Origin of the sequence: Paractinoplanes tereljensis (assembly GCF_016862435.1) — a bacterium.
Classification (GTDB): domain Bacteria; phylum Actinomycetota; class Actinomycetes; order Mycobacteriales; family Micromonosporaceae; genus Actinoplanes; species Actinoplanes tereljensis.
The window spans coordinates 25,206-38,439 of the sequence record NZ_BOMY01000043.1 but is presented as its reverse complement, the minus strand read 5'-3'; the positions used below and the strand labels follow the sequence as shown (position 1 = coordinate 38,439).

The window sequence follows — 13,234 nt, the reverse complement described above, 5'->3', positions numbered from 1 at the left end:
CTTGCCCGTCATGAGCAGAGGCGCCGCATTCTCGTACTCGCCGCTGTTGCCGATCGGCGACGACCTGACCGAGTACCGACTGGTCACGGACGAGGGCGTGGACGTGGTGCACGGTCCCGGCGGCCGGCGGTTCCTGACCGTCGAGCCGTCCGCGTTGACCCAGCTCACCGCCGAGGCCATGCACGACATCGCGCACTACCTGCGCCCGGCCCACCTCTCCCAGCTCCGCTCGATCATCGACGACCCGAAAGCGTCGCCGAACGACCGGTTCGTGGCGATGGACCTGCTGCGCAACGCGAACATCGCGGCCGGCGGCGTGCTGCCGATGTGCCAGGACACCGGCACCGCGATCGTGATGGGCAAGCGCGGCCGGCACGTGCTGACCGACGGCACCGACGAGGAAGCCATCGCCCAGGGCGTCTACCAGGCGTACACCCGGCTCAACCTGCGTTACTCGCAGCTGGCCCCGCTGACCATGTGGGACGAGCGCAACACCGGCTCCAACCTGCCGGCCCAGATCGAGCTGTACGCGGAAGACCCGGGCGGCCAGCCCGACGCCTACAAGTTCCTGTTCATGGCCAAGGGCGGCGGTTCGGCCAACAAGAGCTACCTCTACCAGGAGACCAAGGCGCTGCTGAATCCCGCGCGGATGATGGAGTTCCTGGACGAGAAACTGCGGTTGATCGGCACCTCGGCCTGCCCGCCCTACCACCTGGCCGTGGTGATCGGCGGCACCAGTGGCGAGTTCGCGCTGAAGACGGCCAAGCTGGCCAGCGCGAAGTACCTGGACAACCTTCCCCGGCACGGCACCATGTCGGCGCACGGCTTCCGCGACGTCGAGCTGGAGGCCGCGGTCCTGGAGCTGACCCGCGACTTCGGCATCGGCGCCCAGTTCGGCGGCCGCTACTTCTGCCACGACGTACGCGTGATCCGCCTCCCCCGGCACGGCGCCTCCTGCCCGGTGGCGATCGCGGTCTCCTGCTCGGCCGACCGCCAGGCCACCGCGAAGATCACCCCGTCCGGCGTCTGGCTGGAACGCCTGGAAACCGACCCGGCTCGCTACCTCCCGGACGTAGAGCTGGACGAGGGCCCGGTGGTCCGGGTAGACCTCAACCGCCCGATGGCCGAGATCCGAGCCGAGCTGTCGCAGTACCCGGTGAAGACCCGCCTGTCCCTGTCCGGCCCGCTGGTGGTGGCCCGAGACATCGCGCACGCGAAGATCGCCGAACTCCTGGCGGCCGGCAAGCCGATGCCGCAGTACATGCGCGACCACGCGGTCTACTACGCCGGCCCGGCGAAGACCCCCGAGGGTTACGCCTCAGGCTCGTTCGGCCCGACCACAGCCGGCCGGATGGATTCATACGTCGAGCAGTTCCAGGCGGCCGGCGGCAGCCTGGTAATGCTGGCCAAGGGCAACCGCTCAGCCCAGGTGACCCGAGCATGCCAGTCCTACGGCGGCTTCTACCTGGGCTCGATCGGCGGCCCAGCGGCCCGCCTGGCCCAGGACTGCATCCGCCACGTTGAGGTCCTGGAGTACCCCGAACTGGGCATGGAAGCAGTCTGGAAGATCGAGGTAGAGGATTTCCCAGCCTTCATAGTCGTAGACGACAAGGGCAACGACTTCTTCGCCGAGGTAACCCGCCCGAAGAGCGTTCTCCGGATCGGCAACAAGCCTTAGGCCCCGTATTCAGTTGGCGGTGCCGTACATTCGCCGTACGGTGGACCGGCACACCGCTGACGGATGGAGTCTCAGATGAGCCCCAAGACTGAGCGCATCGAGGTGCGAGCCGACGAGGCGAGCAAGTCACGCATCTCGGAAGCGGCGGAGCTCCTGGGCGAGCCCGTGTCCGCATTTGTCGTGCGGTCAGCTCGCGCCGAGGCAGACAAGGTCCTGGCCAGAGCCCATCGGACGATCATGCCCGCGGAGCAATTCGATCTACTCATCGCATCGCTCGACGAGCCGGACGAGGCGCCGATGCTCACCGAGATCGCAAACCGACCCAGGCGTTTCCGGCGGGTGTGAAGTGTTTCTCTCCAGTCGACTGGAAGATCATCACGAGCTCGCCCGATTCGACTGCGGTGAGCCCTCTCTGAACGTGTGGCTCACCGGGCACGCCCGCCGCGCCCAACTCGCGGGCACCTCCCGCACCTACGTCTGGACAGAGGAGGACAGCGACGATGTGGTCGCCTACTACTCGATCGCACCGACCCAGGTTGAGCGGGCGGAGCTGACCGGCGGCCAAGCGGGTGGCTTCAGCATTGTTCCCGCCTACCTGCTGACCCGATTCGCGCTGGACCGGTCCATCCAGGGGCAGCACCTCAGCGACGATCTTCTGCTCGACGCCATGGAAATCATCACCAAAGCCGCGGTCCGGGCCGGCGGCCGGCTGATCGTCGTGGATGCGATCAACAGCCAGGTGGCAGCGTATTACCATCGACGAGGCTTCCAGCCGATCAAGGGCGACCCGCTGCGGCTGGTCATGAAAGTTGAGACGGCCAAGCGGGCGCTCAACACGGCCATGCTGACGGTGAGCAGCCAGGGTCCGCTGGCCGGCCTGGTCCTGTCCACACCTCGCGGGGAGGCAACTTCAGTCGTAGCCTCCGCCGACGAACTGCGGGCGATCGCCCGCGAACTCGAAACCCAGGCGGACACGGCAACTCCGGCCACGTTGATTTCGCTCCGGGAAGCGATCAAGACGGCCCTTGGCCGTGACCCGTTCGACGTCGACTGACCCGCCAGGCCTTCAGCCGACGACCTTGCCGGGGTTGAAGAGGTTCAGCGGGTCCAGGGTCTGCTTGACCGCTACCTGCATGGCCAGCACCCCCGGCGACAGCTCCTGCTTCATGCCGGCCCGTTTCAGCAAGCCCACGCCGTGCTCGCCGGTGACTGTGCCGCCCATCGCGATGGCCGCGCTCAGCATGTCCTCGAACGCGCCCTGGGCCGCCCGCTTCGCGACGTCGTCGCCGGCCGGGGCCAGGATCAGCGGGTGCAGGTTGCCGTCGCCGGCATGCGCGATCACCGCGATGGTCGCGCCATGCCGGGCGGCGATCTCTTCAATCAAAGACAACATCTCCGGTACGCGTGACCGCGGCACACAGACATCCTCGGTCAGCACCGGGCTGAGCCGCTCCAGCGCCGGGTAAGCCAGCCGCCGCGCGGCGAACAGCGCCTCGGCCTCGATCTCATCGGTGGACTGCTCGGCCCAGAGCGCGCCCGCCGCCCGGAACACCTCGGCCACCGCGGTCGCTTCGGCGTCACCCGGCGTGTCGAGCTGGGCCAGCAGCAACGCGGCCGCGTCCGACTCCAGGCCCAGGTGCTTCCACTCCTCGACCGCCCGCAAGCAGGTGCGATCCAGCAGTTCCAGGGCGGCCGGCAGCAGCCCGGCCCGGGTCACCGCCGCGACCGCCTCACCCGCCGCGACCACGCTGCCGAACGCCCCCACCACGGTCTTGGGCGCCTCCCGGCGAGCCGGCCGCAGCCGTACGGTGATCTCAGTGATCACCCCGAACGTGCCCTCCGACCCGGTGAACAGCCCGGCCAGGTCATAGCCGCTAACGCCTTTGGTGGTGCGGCGCCCAAGGCGCACGACCGTGCCGTACTCCCCGGCCGGCCCGCCGACCACGACCTCCATGCCGAGCACGTAGTCCCGGGTCACGCCGTACTTCAAACAGCACAGCCCACCGGCGTTCGTAGACACGTTCCCGCCGATCGTGGACCAGGGCGCGCTGGCCGGATCGGGCGGATACCAGAGACCGTGCTCGGCGACCGCCCGCTTCAGATCGTCGTTGACCACACCGGGTTGCACGGTGGCGGTCATGTTCTCGACGTCGATCTCCACAATCCGGTTCATCTTGGACAGGTCGATGATCATCGCGCCGTCAACGGCATTGGCCCCACCGGACAGCCCGGTCCCCGCCCCACGCGGCACGATCGGAACCAGTCGCTCAGCGCAGGCCGCCACCACCCGCCGAACATCCTCGGTGCTCCGAGGCCGCACCGCCGCAACAGCCTTCCCATACGGCGCCCACTCCGCGTCGTCGTGGCTGAGGCTCTCCAGCACATCCGCGTCGTCAACCACGTCCAGGCCGTCGAGCAGTTCCTTCATACCAGCGACCCTACGCGCGGCCCACCCTCGCGATCAGCGCGACGGGAGAGGCCGGGATCAGGGCAGCGGGATGGCGAACAAGCGGCCGGTGCGGCCGCCGAACATCGCGGCTGGGTTTGAGTAGTCGGCGGTCAGGGCGTACAGCGTCTTCTCGTCGTCCGTCAGGGCGCAGTCGAAGGCGCCGTCCGGCAGCGGGATCGTCGTCAGGACCTCGCCGCCCTCGCGGACCCGGGCGCAATGCTGGTTGGGAACGGCCGCGTACCAAACCGCGCCCGACTGGTCTACGCAGATGCCGTCGGGGGCCACGCCGGGGAGGTCGGCCCACACCCGACGGTTGGTCAGCGAGCCGTCGTCGGCGATGTCAAAAGCGGTCAGCCGGGAAGCGTGCGACTCGGCGACGATCAGCGTGCGGTCGTCCGGGGTCACGGCCATGCCGTTGGGGAATTCCAGGCCGTCGGCCACCTGGCGGACGGCGCCGGACGGGGTCACCACGGCGATCAGCCCAGGCGCGGGCGGGCCGCTGGGGAAGTCGTAGCCGATGTTGTTGACGAAGGCGTTGCCGCGGGAGTCGACGGTGATGTCGTTCCACGGATGGCTGCCGTCTATGCCCGACAAATCGGCATAGAGGTTGCCAGCCCGCAACAGCCGCGCCCGCGGCCCGTCCAGCAGGAGCAGGTCACCGCCGGGCAGCCAGTCGATGCAGAACGGCATGCCATTCACGCCAAAAACCACCGACGGCGACGAATCGTCGACCCGGATCACCTCGCCGGCACCCCAGTCACAGAACCAGAGCTGCCCCTCATGCCAGCGAGCCGACTCGCCCATCACGATCCCGGTCAATACTTCAAGCATCAGATCGCCGCCATCAGCACGGTGTCCACGGAGTAGTAGTAACCGGGAGTATCCGGGTCGGCCGGCCGGGAAACAGCCAGTCGTTCGACCGCGAGGTACCGCGAGGTCACCTGCACGCCGCCGACGTCAAAATTCGGCAGCTCGGTCCCGAAGGCCGCCGTGAAGGTCGCCCGCACCGTGCCGTCCCGTGGCGACACCACCATCACCTGCCGGTCCGCGGTCAGCAACACCACCTGCTGACCGGCCACCCCGAGCACCTGCGCGCCCGCCGGATAGCGCCGCACCGCAGCGCCACTGACCGGATCGACGGCGACCAGCGCGTCGGCCGCGGGCTGGAAGACCAGGCCGAGAGCGACAGTGCTGCCCGCGGCATCCAGGGCGGGCGCGCGCACCGGCGTCGAGCCGTCGGTGAGCCAGCCCCGCCCGGAACCGTCGCGAAGCCCTGCGCAGCCGGAGGCGGCCACGTCACAGCCGAGCGGCGTGTAAGGCCCGGCCGGGAAGGATCCGACGGCGCCGCCGGTCGCCGTGTCGAAGGCACCGGACGGGCAGATATACCGGCCGCCCCCGGCGGTGAAGCCGTCGGCGCAGAGACCGGCCGCGCTCCAGAGGCGTGTTCCGGTGCTCGCCACGTATGCGTCGGCCTGAGAAGGGCCAGAAACCAGCACGACGTCGCCGGCCACGTGCAGGCCGGCCGGTCGCCAGACCGAGCCGGCGCCGGTGCGGTGTCCGGAGTATCCGGGAGCGGGCGGCCCGGAAGCCCGCCAGGCGATGGTGCCGGTGCGGCCGTCGATGGCTACCAACTCGCCGTCGGACCAGCGACTGATCACGGTGGGTCCGACCGCAACCACTCCGGAGAGTTGCTGCGGCCAGCGCCGGAACGACCAGATCGCGGTGTAGACGGTCTTCGCGTCGACCGGCGCGTCCGCCCGGATCTGCCGTTTCGAGGCATAGACCCGGATCCGGTCGTCGACGATCAGCGGGGCGATCGGAAGGTGGCCGGTGACGCCGGGATTCGCCTGGTGGACGGCCGGTTCGGGCGACTTGACCACGGCCAGCACCTCGGCGGGAGCGAGCACCCGCCAACCGACAAGTACCGCCGCGGCGGCCACGACCAGCGCGACCAGCGCCCGCAGAAGTACCTTTTGCACCAGCCGAGACTATGTCAGGCCACGGCGGCCAGGTCGTCCAGGTCGCGGCGCATCGCCACCTCGGCGGTGCCGGCGGCCAGGCCGCCGAAGATCAGGGCGAGGAAGCGGCCGGCCGGCGCGGTGGCACCACCGTCCTGGACGATCGTGACCATCGTGCCGCCGCGATGCCGACCGGCGACGACCGGCACGAACGAGTACGTCATCTTGTAGTCGGCGCCGATGCCCGGCGAGGTGACCACGAACCGATCCGGAATCACGCACTCGAGCACGTGGAACTCCTCGGTGATCTCGCCACCGTCGGACATCGGCCGGGTCTCGCGCCACGCCGCGCCGGCCCCGAACGGCCCGCCGGTGAGCACCTCGACCCTCGTTACGGCCGACAACCAGTCGCGCCTTCGGGACAGGTCGGTGAACACCTGCCAGACCGAGGCGACCGGGGCCTCGATCAGGCGTGTCACCGCGACCGTCGACATAGAGTGACCTCCCGCATACACGCTACGAGGGTAAGGTCCGCGCGGTCTAGGGCACTACGGTTCCGGTTACCTCGCCCAGACCGATTTCCACGCCGGCCGCTCCGATGGCCGTACCGGAGATGGTGACCTTGTCTCCGTCCTCGAGGAAACCGCGCACACTTCCATCGGCGAGCTTCACCGGCTCGGCGCCGTTGCGGGTGAGTTCGAGGAACGAGCCGACCTCGTCGCGGGCGGGCCCGGAGACGGTGCCGGAGGCGAACAGATCACCGGTGCGCACCGAGGCGCCGTTGCTGGTCAGGTGGGCCAACTGCTGGGCCGCGGTCCAGTACATCGAGGCGAACGGCGGCGCCGACACCCGGGTGTCGTTCCATTCGACCGAGAGCCGCAGGTCGAAGCCCGGCCCGGCCGGCAATAAGTAATCGAGCGGCTGTGGATCTTGCAAGGGGGAAGAAGACCCAACCAGCGCCGACAGCGGCACCACCCACGGCGACACCGAGGTCGCGAACGACTTGGCCAGAAACGGGCCGAGCGGACGGTATTCCCAAGCCTGGATGTCCCGGGCCGACCAGTCGTTGACCAGCGTGATCCCGAAGACGTGGCCGGCGAAGTCGGTGGTGCGCAGCCGCCGCCCGGGCACCCCCACCACGAACCCGACCTCGGCCTCGACGTCGAGCCGCCGGGACGGCCCGAACACCCCCTCGCCGAGTTGCCCGTGCGGCCGCCGGATCGGAGTGCCGGACACCACCACCGTGCTGGACCGGCCGTGATAGCCGATCGGCAGGTGCTTCCAGTGCGGCGGCAGGCCGGCCTCGCCGGGCCGCAGGATCGCCGACACGTTCCGCGCATGGTGCTCGGACGAGTAGAAGTCGGTGTAGTCGGCCACCTCGAACGGCAGGTGCAGGGTCACCTCGCTGAGCGGGATGCGCTCCGGCGACCCGGCCGCGAGCTCGGTGACCGCGGCCCGGGCCGCGGCCCATCCGGCCGGACCCGCCGCGAGCAGGGCATTGAGCGACGGCGCGGCCAACTGCCCACCCAACACCGAAAGATCAACAACCGAGGACCCCAGGCGTACGCCGAGACGGCGCTCGCCGCGCGGCCGGCTGAACACGCCGTAGGGAAGGTTTTCGCTGCCGTACCGGCTCATTCAGGACCACCGTTGATCAGGCCGAGCCGGATCAGCTCGGTCAGGGGTTCGACAACGCTTGCCGCTCCGAAGCCGACGAACAGCGGACGGGTCTCGTCGCGCCGCCGCCGGCACGGCTCGACCAGGGGCAAGGGATGGGTCGCGGCCAGCACCTCGGCCACCTCGGCCACCTCAGCACCCTCGGCCGCGAGGATGCCGGCCGCCACCACGTTGAGGAAGCCGTGGTGGGTGAAGCCGGTCTCCGGGTCGGTGTGCCGGATCGCATGGCGCAGGCCGGCGGCCAGCCGGAACGGCAACTCCCGGTCGCGGCAGGCGCAGATCACCGCGGCCAGCTCGACGGGAGTGGGGAACAGCTCGGCGGCGAGTCCGCCGACCCGGAATTTGGGGGCGATGCGCAGGCTCGCGGCCCGGCACTCGGCCACCGTGTCGAGCGCGCCGAGCAGGCCCCAACTGAGCGGGATCTCGGCGTACACCTGGAGGTCTTTGTCCTGTTCGGTCAGCGTGCGCAGATCGGCCAGGCCGGGTTGTGGGTCTTCGCCGCGCCGGGCCACCGGCGCCTCGAGGTGGAAGATCACCGCGCCGGTCGCCCGCAGTTTCTCGACGACGATCGGCATCGCGCTCAGCGCGACGTCGCCGACCAGCGCGACCGGCAGATCCCGTTGAGGGACTTCGACGCTTATCAATGAGGCGGGGATCAGTAGCGGACCGAGCAGCCCGGCGAACCAGGCCTCGCGATGCTCGACGTGCTTGGCGACGGCATCGGACAGGCTGATGAGGCTGGGCGGAAGCAAAGAGGCGTCATCGACCAGCCCGGAGAACAGCGTAGGCACCATCGTTGACACCATCTGAACCTAATGGACGCTTGAGAGGCCGGACAACCAGGCCCGCTATGTCGGTTTTCACCCTAGGACCGCGACCTCGGCGTTCAGCGCCCTCGGCAGCGGCTGATCGACCGGAAAATCCGGGATCCGCAACGCGAAGATCCGATCGGCGATGCGCGCGCAATACCCCTTACCGGCGACGAGCTCCAGATAGCCCACCTGATAGCTGAGGTTGCCCTCGGCGCAGGCCGCCGGGTCGGCGAACGGATCACCGGTGGCCGGGCTGACCAGGGCCCGCTTCTCGAGCGGCTCGACGGTCCACACCCGCTTGTCGCCGCCGGTGCAGTTCTGATCATGATCGGTCTTGCCGGGCGTCGAGCAGAGCAGCGAGAGATCGCCGGTGTAGGCGTTGGTGCCGGCCCGCGGCGGGTCGAGCCAGATCGCCCCCTGCGGATATTTGTCCCCGGCCCCCATCGGCACCTCGACGTGCAGGGTCGCCGTCCCGAGGCCCTGGGCGGCCGGGCTGGACGCCGCGATCGGCAGGTCCGGAAGGACGACATCAGGCGCGGACGCATGGTGATAGATCGCCACCGTGAACGTGCCGGCCGCCAGCACCAGCAACGCCACCAGGCCGACCAGCCCGCGGCGCTCGCCCCGGACCAGCACCACGGTCACCGCGACGAGAACCACCACGGCCGCGCCGGCGAGCAGAAGATCGACCATGTCCGACAAGGTACCCGGGGCGCCGAAGCGCCCCGGGTGCCCGGACTCAGCCGATGTGGAAGTTCTCGCCGTAGACCGCGAAGTCCAGCGGCGTGTTCAGGTCGAAGTTGCTGTTGTTGAGGAAGACGCGCTGGGCCGTGTCGACCCGGGAGGTGTCCGAGTGCGCCTCCTCCTTCTTCATCTCGACGACCCGCTCGTTGAGGAAGACGTTGAGCCAGGCGCGCTCGTCCCCGCCCTGCGACGGCGGCTTGGCCTTGGTCAGAGCGCGGCTGCGGATGGACCGGAAGCCCTCGTAACCGTGCATGACCGAGGCGTCGTAGTAGGCGAACTGGCCGAGAGCCCGCACGCCGTCGCTCTTGCCGTCCCGCACCGAGGGGTTGAAGTAGACCCGGTCCCGCTCGGCTTCCTGGGCGGCCTGGAACACGGTGTCGGCCGCCGCGGTCTTCCAGTCCTTGGTGAAGTTGGGGTCGAGGCCCGAGTGCGAGTCGGTGCCGTCGACGTTGCGCAGCGCCGGGAGGTACTTGGCGAGCACATTGGACGGCTTGGTGGCGGTGTACGCCTGCACCAGTTCCAGCATGTCGCCGGTCCCGGAGCAGAACCCGATGATGCCGGCCGTGTAACCGCGCCCGTCACCGATGTCCTCGATGTAGGCGAACTGGGCCCGCCAGTTCAGCGACGAGTTCTCCGCCGCCGAGACGATCTGCATGGCGACGTCCTTCTTCGCCGGATCGTCCAGGCTCTTGCCTGAAGGGGCAGAGGTGGGTGACGAGGTGGGCGGTGTTGTGGGAGTGGTTCCGCCGGGCATGACCCAAGTCTGGTTCGTGGTGTTCGAGCACGTCCAGATCTGCAGCCGAGCGCCGTTCGCCGTGCTCTTGTCGGTCACGTCGAGGCACTTGCCCGACCCGCTGTTGACCAGCGCGCCGTTGGACACGGTCCACTTCTGCGCGCCGGTGGCGTTGCAGTCGTAGAGCTGGATCTTCGCTCCGTTCGCGGTCGAGGCGGAGGTGACGTCGAGGCACTTACCGAGCGCCCGGATGGTGTTGTCGGTGTTCCCGACGGTCCACTGCTGGGCGGCGCTGCCGTTGCAGTCGTAGAGCTGCACGGCGGAGCCGTTGGCGCTCGAACCGCCGGCGACGTCGATGCACTTGCTGCCGAGACCCTTGATCGGGCCGGCTACCGCGGCGCTGGCCGGAAGCAGTCCATAAGCGATGGCTGCAGCGGGGATGACCAGGCCAAGTGAGGCATACGCAACTGCCCGCACGCGTTTCATGGCACTCCTGTGGGGAGGGGGGATGAAGGGGATCACGCGCGTGATGGGCAGTGACGCTAGAACAGTTAACCAGGTTTATCAATAGCCATCTATGAGGTGGTCTAGCCTGCTTGGTGGGCCTTGACACGGGGGAGGGCTCTGTCTACCGTCCGAGCAACTGTTAGTCAGTTTGCCTATCCGCAGGGAGCCCCGTTGACGCGTCTGGCCGGCTCGTCCAAGCTGCTCCGCGCCATGAACGAGAGCGCCGCTCTAGCGCACCTGCTCGACCCAGGGATGCTCACCCGCTCCGACTTGCGCAAGCTCACCGCCCTGTCCACCCCGACCATTTCCGAAGTGCTGCGCCGGCTCACCGAGGCCGGCCTGGTCAACGTGGTGGGCCACAACAGTGGCCGCCCGGGGCCGAACGCCGAGATCTACGCGGCGAACCCCGATGCGGCGTACGCGGTCGCGGTATCCGTCCGCGACATCGGCACCAGCGGCACCCCCTCGGTGACCGCCGCGCTCTGCGACCTGACCGGTGCGGTCCGCGTCCGGTTCGAGTCGCGCATCGACTTCCTCGGCACCGAACCGGCCGTCGCGCTCGTCGACGTGGTCGCCCGGCTACGCGCGGAGGCCGACGTCCCGGCCGACCGGATCGGGCACGTGCAGCTCGGCGTACCCGGCTCCTGGGATGCCCGCACCGAGACCATCCGGCACGTGGACGTGCCCGGCTTCGGCCGGGCCGGCCTGGTGCCGGAGATCGCGGCCGCCCTCGGCACCCACGTCGGCGTCGACAACGACGTCAACCTGGCCGCGGTGGCCGAGCGCAAACGCGGCACCGCCCGCGACGCGGAGGGATTCGCGCTGCTCTGGATGGGCCAGGACGGTCTCGGTCTGGCCATCGACATCGCCGGCAAGCTGATCCGCGGCGCTCGCGGCGGCGCCGGCGAGATCGGTTACATGCCGCTCTACTCGCCGGACTCCACCGATCGCAAGCTCGACCTGCAGGATCTCTTCGGCGGCGCGGCGATCATGGAACTGGCCCGGGACAACGGCATCGCCGGGGACACCCCGGCGGCGGTCGTCCGGGCCGCCGCGGGGACCTCCGGCGAGTTCCTCACCACGCTGGCCGATCGCGTCGCGGTCGGCCTGGCCGCCGTGATCGCCGTTCTCGACCCCTATCTGGTGGTACTGGCCGGCCCGATCGCGCAGGCCGGCGGCGAAACCCTGCTGGCCGCGGTGAACGCCGCGGTACGCCGGGCCGCGCCGCTGGAGAGCTCGATCGCGGTCACCACCATCGCAGACGACGCGGTGCTGCTCGGCGCGCTCGACGCCGGTCTCGCCGCGGTCCGGGAAGCCCTCATCACTGCTATCCGCGACAGCTAACTGTTCTTTGAGAGGCCCAAAGTGAACAAACGGCTACCCTCTGCCCTTTTTGCCCTTACCTTGCTCACCACCGCCGCCTGCACCCCCGCGCCCAAGGAGAACAAGGTCGCCGCGCCCGGCGCCTCGGTCTCCGGCACCGTCGAGCTCTGGCACTTCTTCACCGAGCGTGAGGCCGACGCGATCGACCAGGTGATCAAGGACTTCGAGTCCACTCACCCGAACATCAAGGTCACCGTCAAGTCCGGGCAGGACGACTCCAAGGTCACCCAGGCGATCGGGGCCGGCAACGGGCCGGACATCGGCCTCTCCTACTCCACCGACATCGTCGGCAAGTTCTGCTCGTCCGGCGCGTGGGTGGATCTCACCCCGTACATCACCCGGGACAAAGTGGACCTCAACCAGCTGAACGCGACCACCCGGTCGTACACCGAGTTCGGCGGCAAGCGCTGCGCGATGCCCTTCCTCGCCGACGCGTACGGGATGTTCTACAACAAAGACCTCTTCGCCAAGGCCGGCATCGCCGGCCCGCCGAAGACTCTGGACGAGCTGACCGAAGACGCCAAGAAGCTGACCGTACGCAACCCGGACGGCTCGCTGAAGACGGTCGGCTTCCTCCCGCTCTACGACTTCTACGAGAACGCCGCCGCACACCTCGCCCCGGCCGTCGGCGCCAAGTGGCTGACCGACGACGGCAAGTCCGCGGTCGGCTCCGACCCGGCCTGGAAGACCCTGCTGACCTGGCAGAAGAACCTCGTCGACTGGTACGGCTACGACAAGCTCACCAAGTTCAAGGCCGGCCTGGGTGACGAGTTCAGCGCGGACAACGCGTTCCAGAAGGGCCAGGTCGCGATCAACATCGACGCCGAGTACCGACTGGCCTTCCTCAAGGACCAAAGCCCCAATCTGAAGTACGGCGTAGCACCGCTCCCGGCCGCCGACCCCGCCCGCTACGGCGGCGGCTACGTGACCGGCAACATCATGGGCATCTCCAAGAACGCCAAGAACCCCGAGGCGGCCTGGGAACTGATCAAGTACCTGACCACGGATGACGCGGCCGTCACCAAGCTGGCCGGGCTGATCAAGAACGTGCCGACCACCACCAAGTCGATCGCCGACCCGACGCTGAACGCCGATGCCGACTTCAAGGCGTTCATCGACATCTTCAACAACCCGAACTCGTCGACCACGCCGCCGTCCGCGTCCGGTCCGGCCTACCAGGAGACCTTCGGCCAGTTCCTGGTGAACTACCAGGCCGGCAAGGTCAAGGACCTGGACGCCGGGCTCGCCGATGCCGACAAGAAGGTCAACAGCGTCATGCAGCTGGGCGGCTGA

General features: G+C 68.9%; 13 protein-coding genes. 5 read left to right on the top strand and 8 right to left on the bottom strand.

Annotation, left to right across the window (positions count from 1 at the left end):
- Positions 1 to 10: 10 nt before the first annotated feature.
- The 3 genes from Ate02nite_RS33970 to Ate02nite_RS33960 all read left to right on the top strand — a co-directional run bounded on the left by Ate02nite_RS33970 (position 11) and on the right by Ate02nite_RS33960 (position 2,732).
- A complete protein-coding gene (locus Ate02nite_RS33970; RefSeq protein WP_203811984.1) occupies positions 11 to 1,678 on the top strand; it encodes a fumarate hydratase in 1,668 nt (555 codons plus the stop codon).
- Positions 1,679 to 1,753: 75 nt separating this feature from the next.
- Positions 1,754 to 2,023 (top strand): type II toxin-antitoxin system TacA family antitoxin, encoded by a 270-nt coding sequence (locus tag Ate02nite_RS33965; protein WP_203811983.1) that lies wholly within the window; start codon positions 1,754 to 1,756, stop codon positions 2,021 to 2,023.
- A 1-nt stretch (position 2,024) separates the two neighbouring features.
- On the top strand, positions 2,025 to 2,732 hold the full coding sequence (locus Ate02nite_RS33960; RefSeq protein ID WP_203811982.1) for a GNAT family N-acetyltransferase: 708 nt from the start codon (positions 2,025 to 2,027) through the stop codon (positions 2,730 to 2,732).
- Between the two features lie 12 nt (positions 2,733 to 2,744).
- Here Ate02nite_RS33960 and Ate02nite_RS33955 read toward each other — a convergent pair whose 3' ends face one another.
- The 8 genes from Ate02nite_RS33955 to Ate02nite_RS49575 are packed head-to-tail and all read right to left on the bottom strand — an operon-like array spanning position 2,745 to position 10,537.
- The gene (locus Ate02nite_RS33955; protein ID WP_203811981.1) at positions 2,745 to 4,106 is read right to left on the bottom strand and encodes an FAD-binding oxidoreductase; all 1,362 of its coding nucleotides are present in this window, start codon (positions 4,104 to 4,106) and stop codon (positions 2,745 to 2,747) included.
- A 57-nt stretch (positions 4,107 to 4,163) separates the two neighbouring features.
- On the bottom strand, positions 4,164 to 4,958 hold the full coding sequence (locus tag Ate02nite_RS33950; protein WP_203811980.1) for an SMP-30/gluconolactonase/LRE family protein: 795 nt from the start codon (positions 4,956 to 4,958) through the stop codon (positions 4,164 to 4,166).
- Positions 4,958 to 6,106: an outer membrane protein assembly factor BamB family protein gene (locus Ate02nite_RS33945; protein WP_239147918.1), complete on the bottom strand. Its 1,149-nt coding sequence runs from the start codon at positions 6,104 to 6,106 to the stop codon at positions 4,958 to 4,960. Before Ate02nite_RS33945 ends, Ate02nite_RS33950 begins: the two co-directional genes overlap by 1 nt.
- 14 nt (positions 6,107 to 6,120) lie before the next feature.
- Positions 6,121 to 6,579 (bottom strand): SRPBCC family protein, encoded by a 459-nt coding sequence (locus Ate02nite_RS33940; protein ID WP_203811979.1) that lies wholly within the window; start codon positions 6,577 to 6,579, stop codon positions 6,121 to 6,123.
- A 46-nt stretch (positions 6,580 to 6,625) separates the two neighbouring features.
- A complete protein-coding gene (locus Ate02nite_RS33935; RefSeq protein ID WP_203811978.1) occupies positions 6,626 to 7,723 on the bottom strand; it encodes a fumarylacetoacetate hydrolase family protein in 1,098 nt (365 codons plus the stop codon).
- Entirely contained in the window at positions 7,720 to 8,565 is an 846-nt protein-coding gene (locus tag Ate02nite_RS33930) for a hypothetical protein (protein WP_203811977.1), read from the bottom strand. The genes Ate02nite_RS33935 and Ate02nite_RS33930 overlap by 4 nt, the downstream gene beginning before the upstream one ends.
- A 57-nt stretch (positions 8,566 to 8,622) precedes the next feature.
- The gene (locus Ate02nite_RS33925; RefSeq protein WP_203811976.1) at positions 8,623 to 9,267 is read right to left on the bottom strand and encodes a hypothetical protein; all 645 of its coding nucleotides are present in this window, start codon (positions 9,265 to 9,267) and stop codon (positions 8,623 to 8,625) included.
- A 46-nt stretch (positions 9,268 to 9,313) separates the two neighbouring features.
- Entirely contained in the window at positions 9,314 to 10,537 is a 1,224-nt protein-coding gene (locus Ate02nite_RS49575) for a chitosanase (protein ID WP_203811975.1), read from the bottom strand.
- 192 nt (positions 10,538 to 10,729) lie between these two features.
- Between Ate02nite_RS49575 and Ate02nite_RS33915 the strand changes: the two genes are divergently transcribed.
- Both Ate02nite_RS33915 and Ate02nite_RS33910 read left to right on the top strand, forming a co-directional pair.
- Positions 10,730 to 11,902 carry an ROK family transcriptional regulator gene (locus Ate02nite_RS33915; protein ID WP_203811974.1) on the top strand — a complete coding sequence of 391 codons (1,173 nt, stop codon included), beginning with the start codon at positions 10,730 to 10,732 and terminating at the stop codon, positions 11,900 to 11,902.
- Between the two features lie 60 nt (positions 11,903 to 11,962).
- A complete protein-coding gene (locus Ate02nite_RS33910; RefSeq protein WP_239147917.1) occupies positions 11,963 to 13,234 on the top strand; it encodes an ABC transporter substrate-binding protein in 1,272 nt (423 codons plus the stop codon).

Bases quoted from the DNA above. Each gene is read 5' to 3' on its own strand.
- Ate02nite_RS33970 (WP_203811984.1), top strand. From the start codon at position 11: ATGAGCAGAGGCGCCGCATTCTCGTACTCGCCGCTGTTGCCGATCGGC.
- Ate02nite_RS33965 (WP_203811983.1), top strand. From the start codon at position 1,754: ATGAGCCCCAAGACTGAGCGCATCGAGGTGCGAGCCGACGAGGCGAGC.
- Ate02nite_RS33955 (WP_203811981.1), bottom strand. From the start codon at position 4,106: ATGAAGGAACTGCTCGACGGCCTGGACGTGGTTGACGACGCGGATGTG.
- Ate02nite_RS33950 (WP_203811980.1), bottom strand. From the start codon at position 4,958: ATGCTTGAAGTATTGACCGGGATCGTGATGGGCGAGTCGGCTCGCTGG.
- Ate02nite_RS33940 (WP_203811979.1), bottom strand. From the start codon at position 6,579: ATGTCGACGGTCGCGGTGACACGCCTGATCGAGGCCCCGGTCGCCTCG.
- Ate02nite_RS33935 (WP_203811978.1), bottom strand. From the start codon at position 7,723: ATGAGCCGGTACGGCAGCGAAAACCTTCCCTACGGCGTGTTCAGCCGG.
- Ate02nite_RS33925 (WP_203811976.1), bottom strand. From the start codon at position 9,267: ATGGTCGATCTTCTGCTCGCCGGCGCGGCCGTGGTGGTTCTCGTCGCG.
- Ate02nite_RS49575 (WP_203811975.1), bottom strand. From the start codon at position 10,537: ATGAAACGCGTGCGGGCAGTTGCGTATGCCTCACTTGGCCTGGTCATC.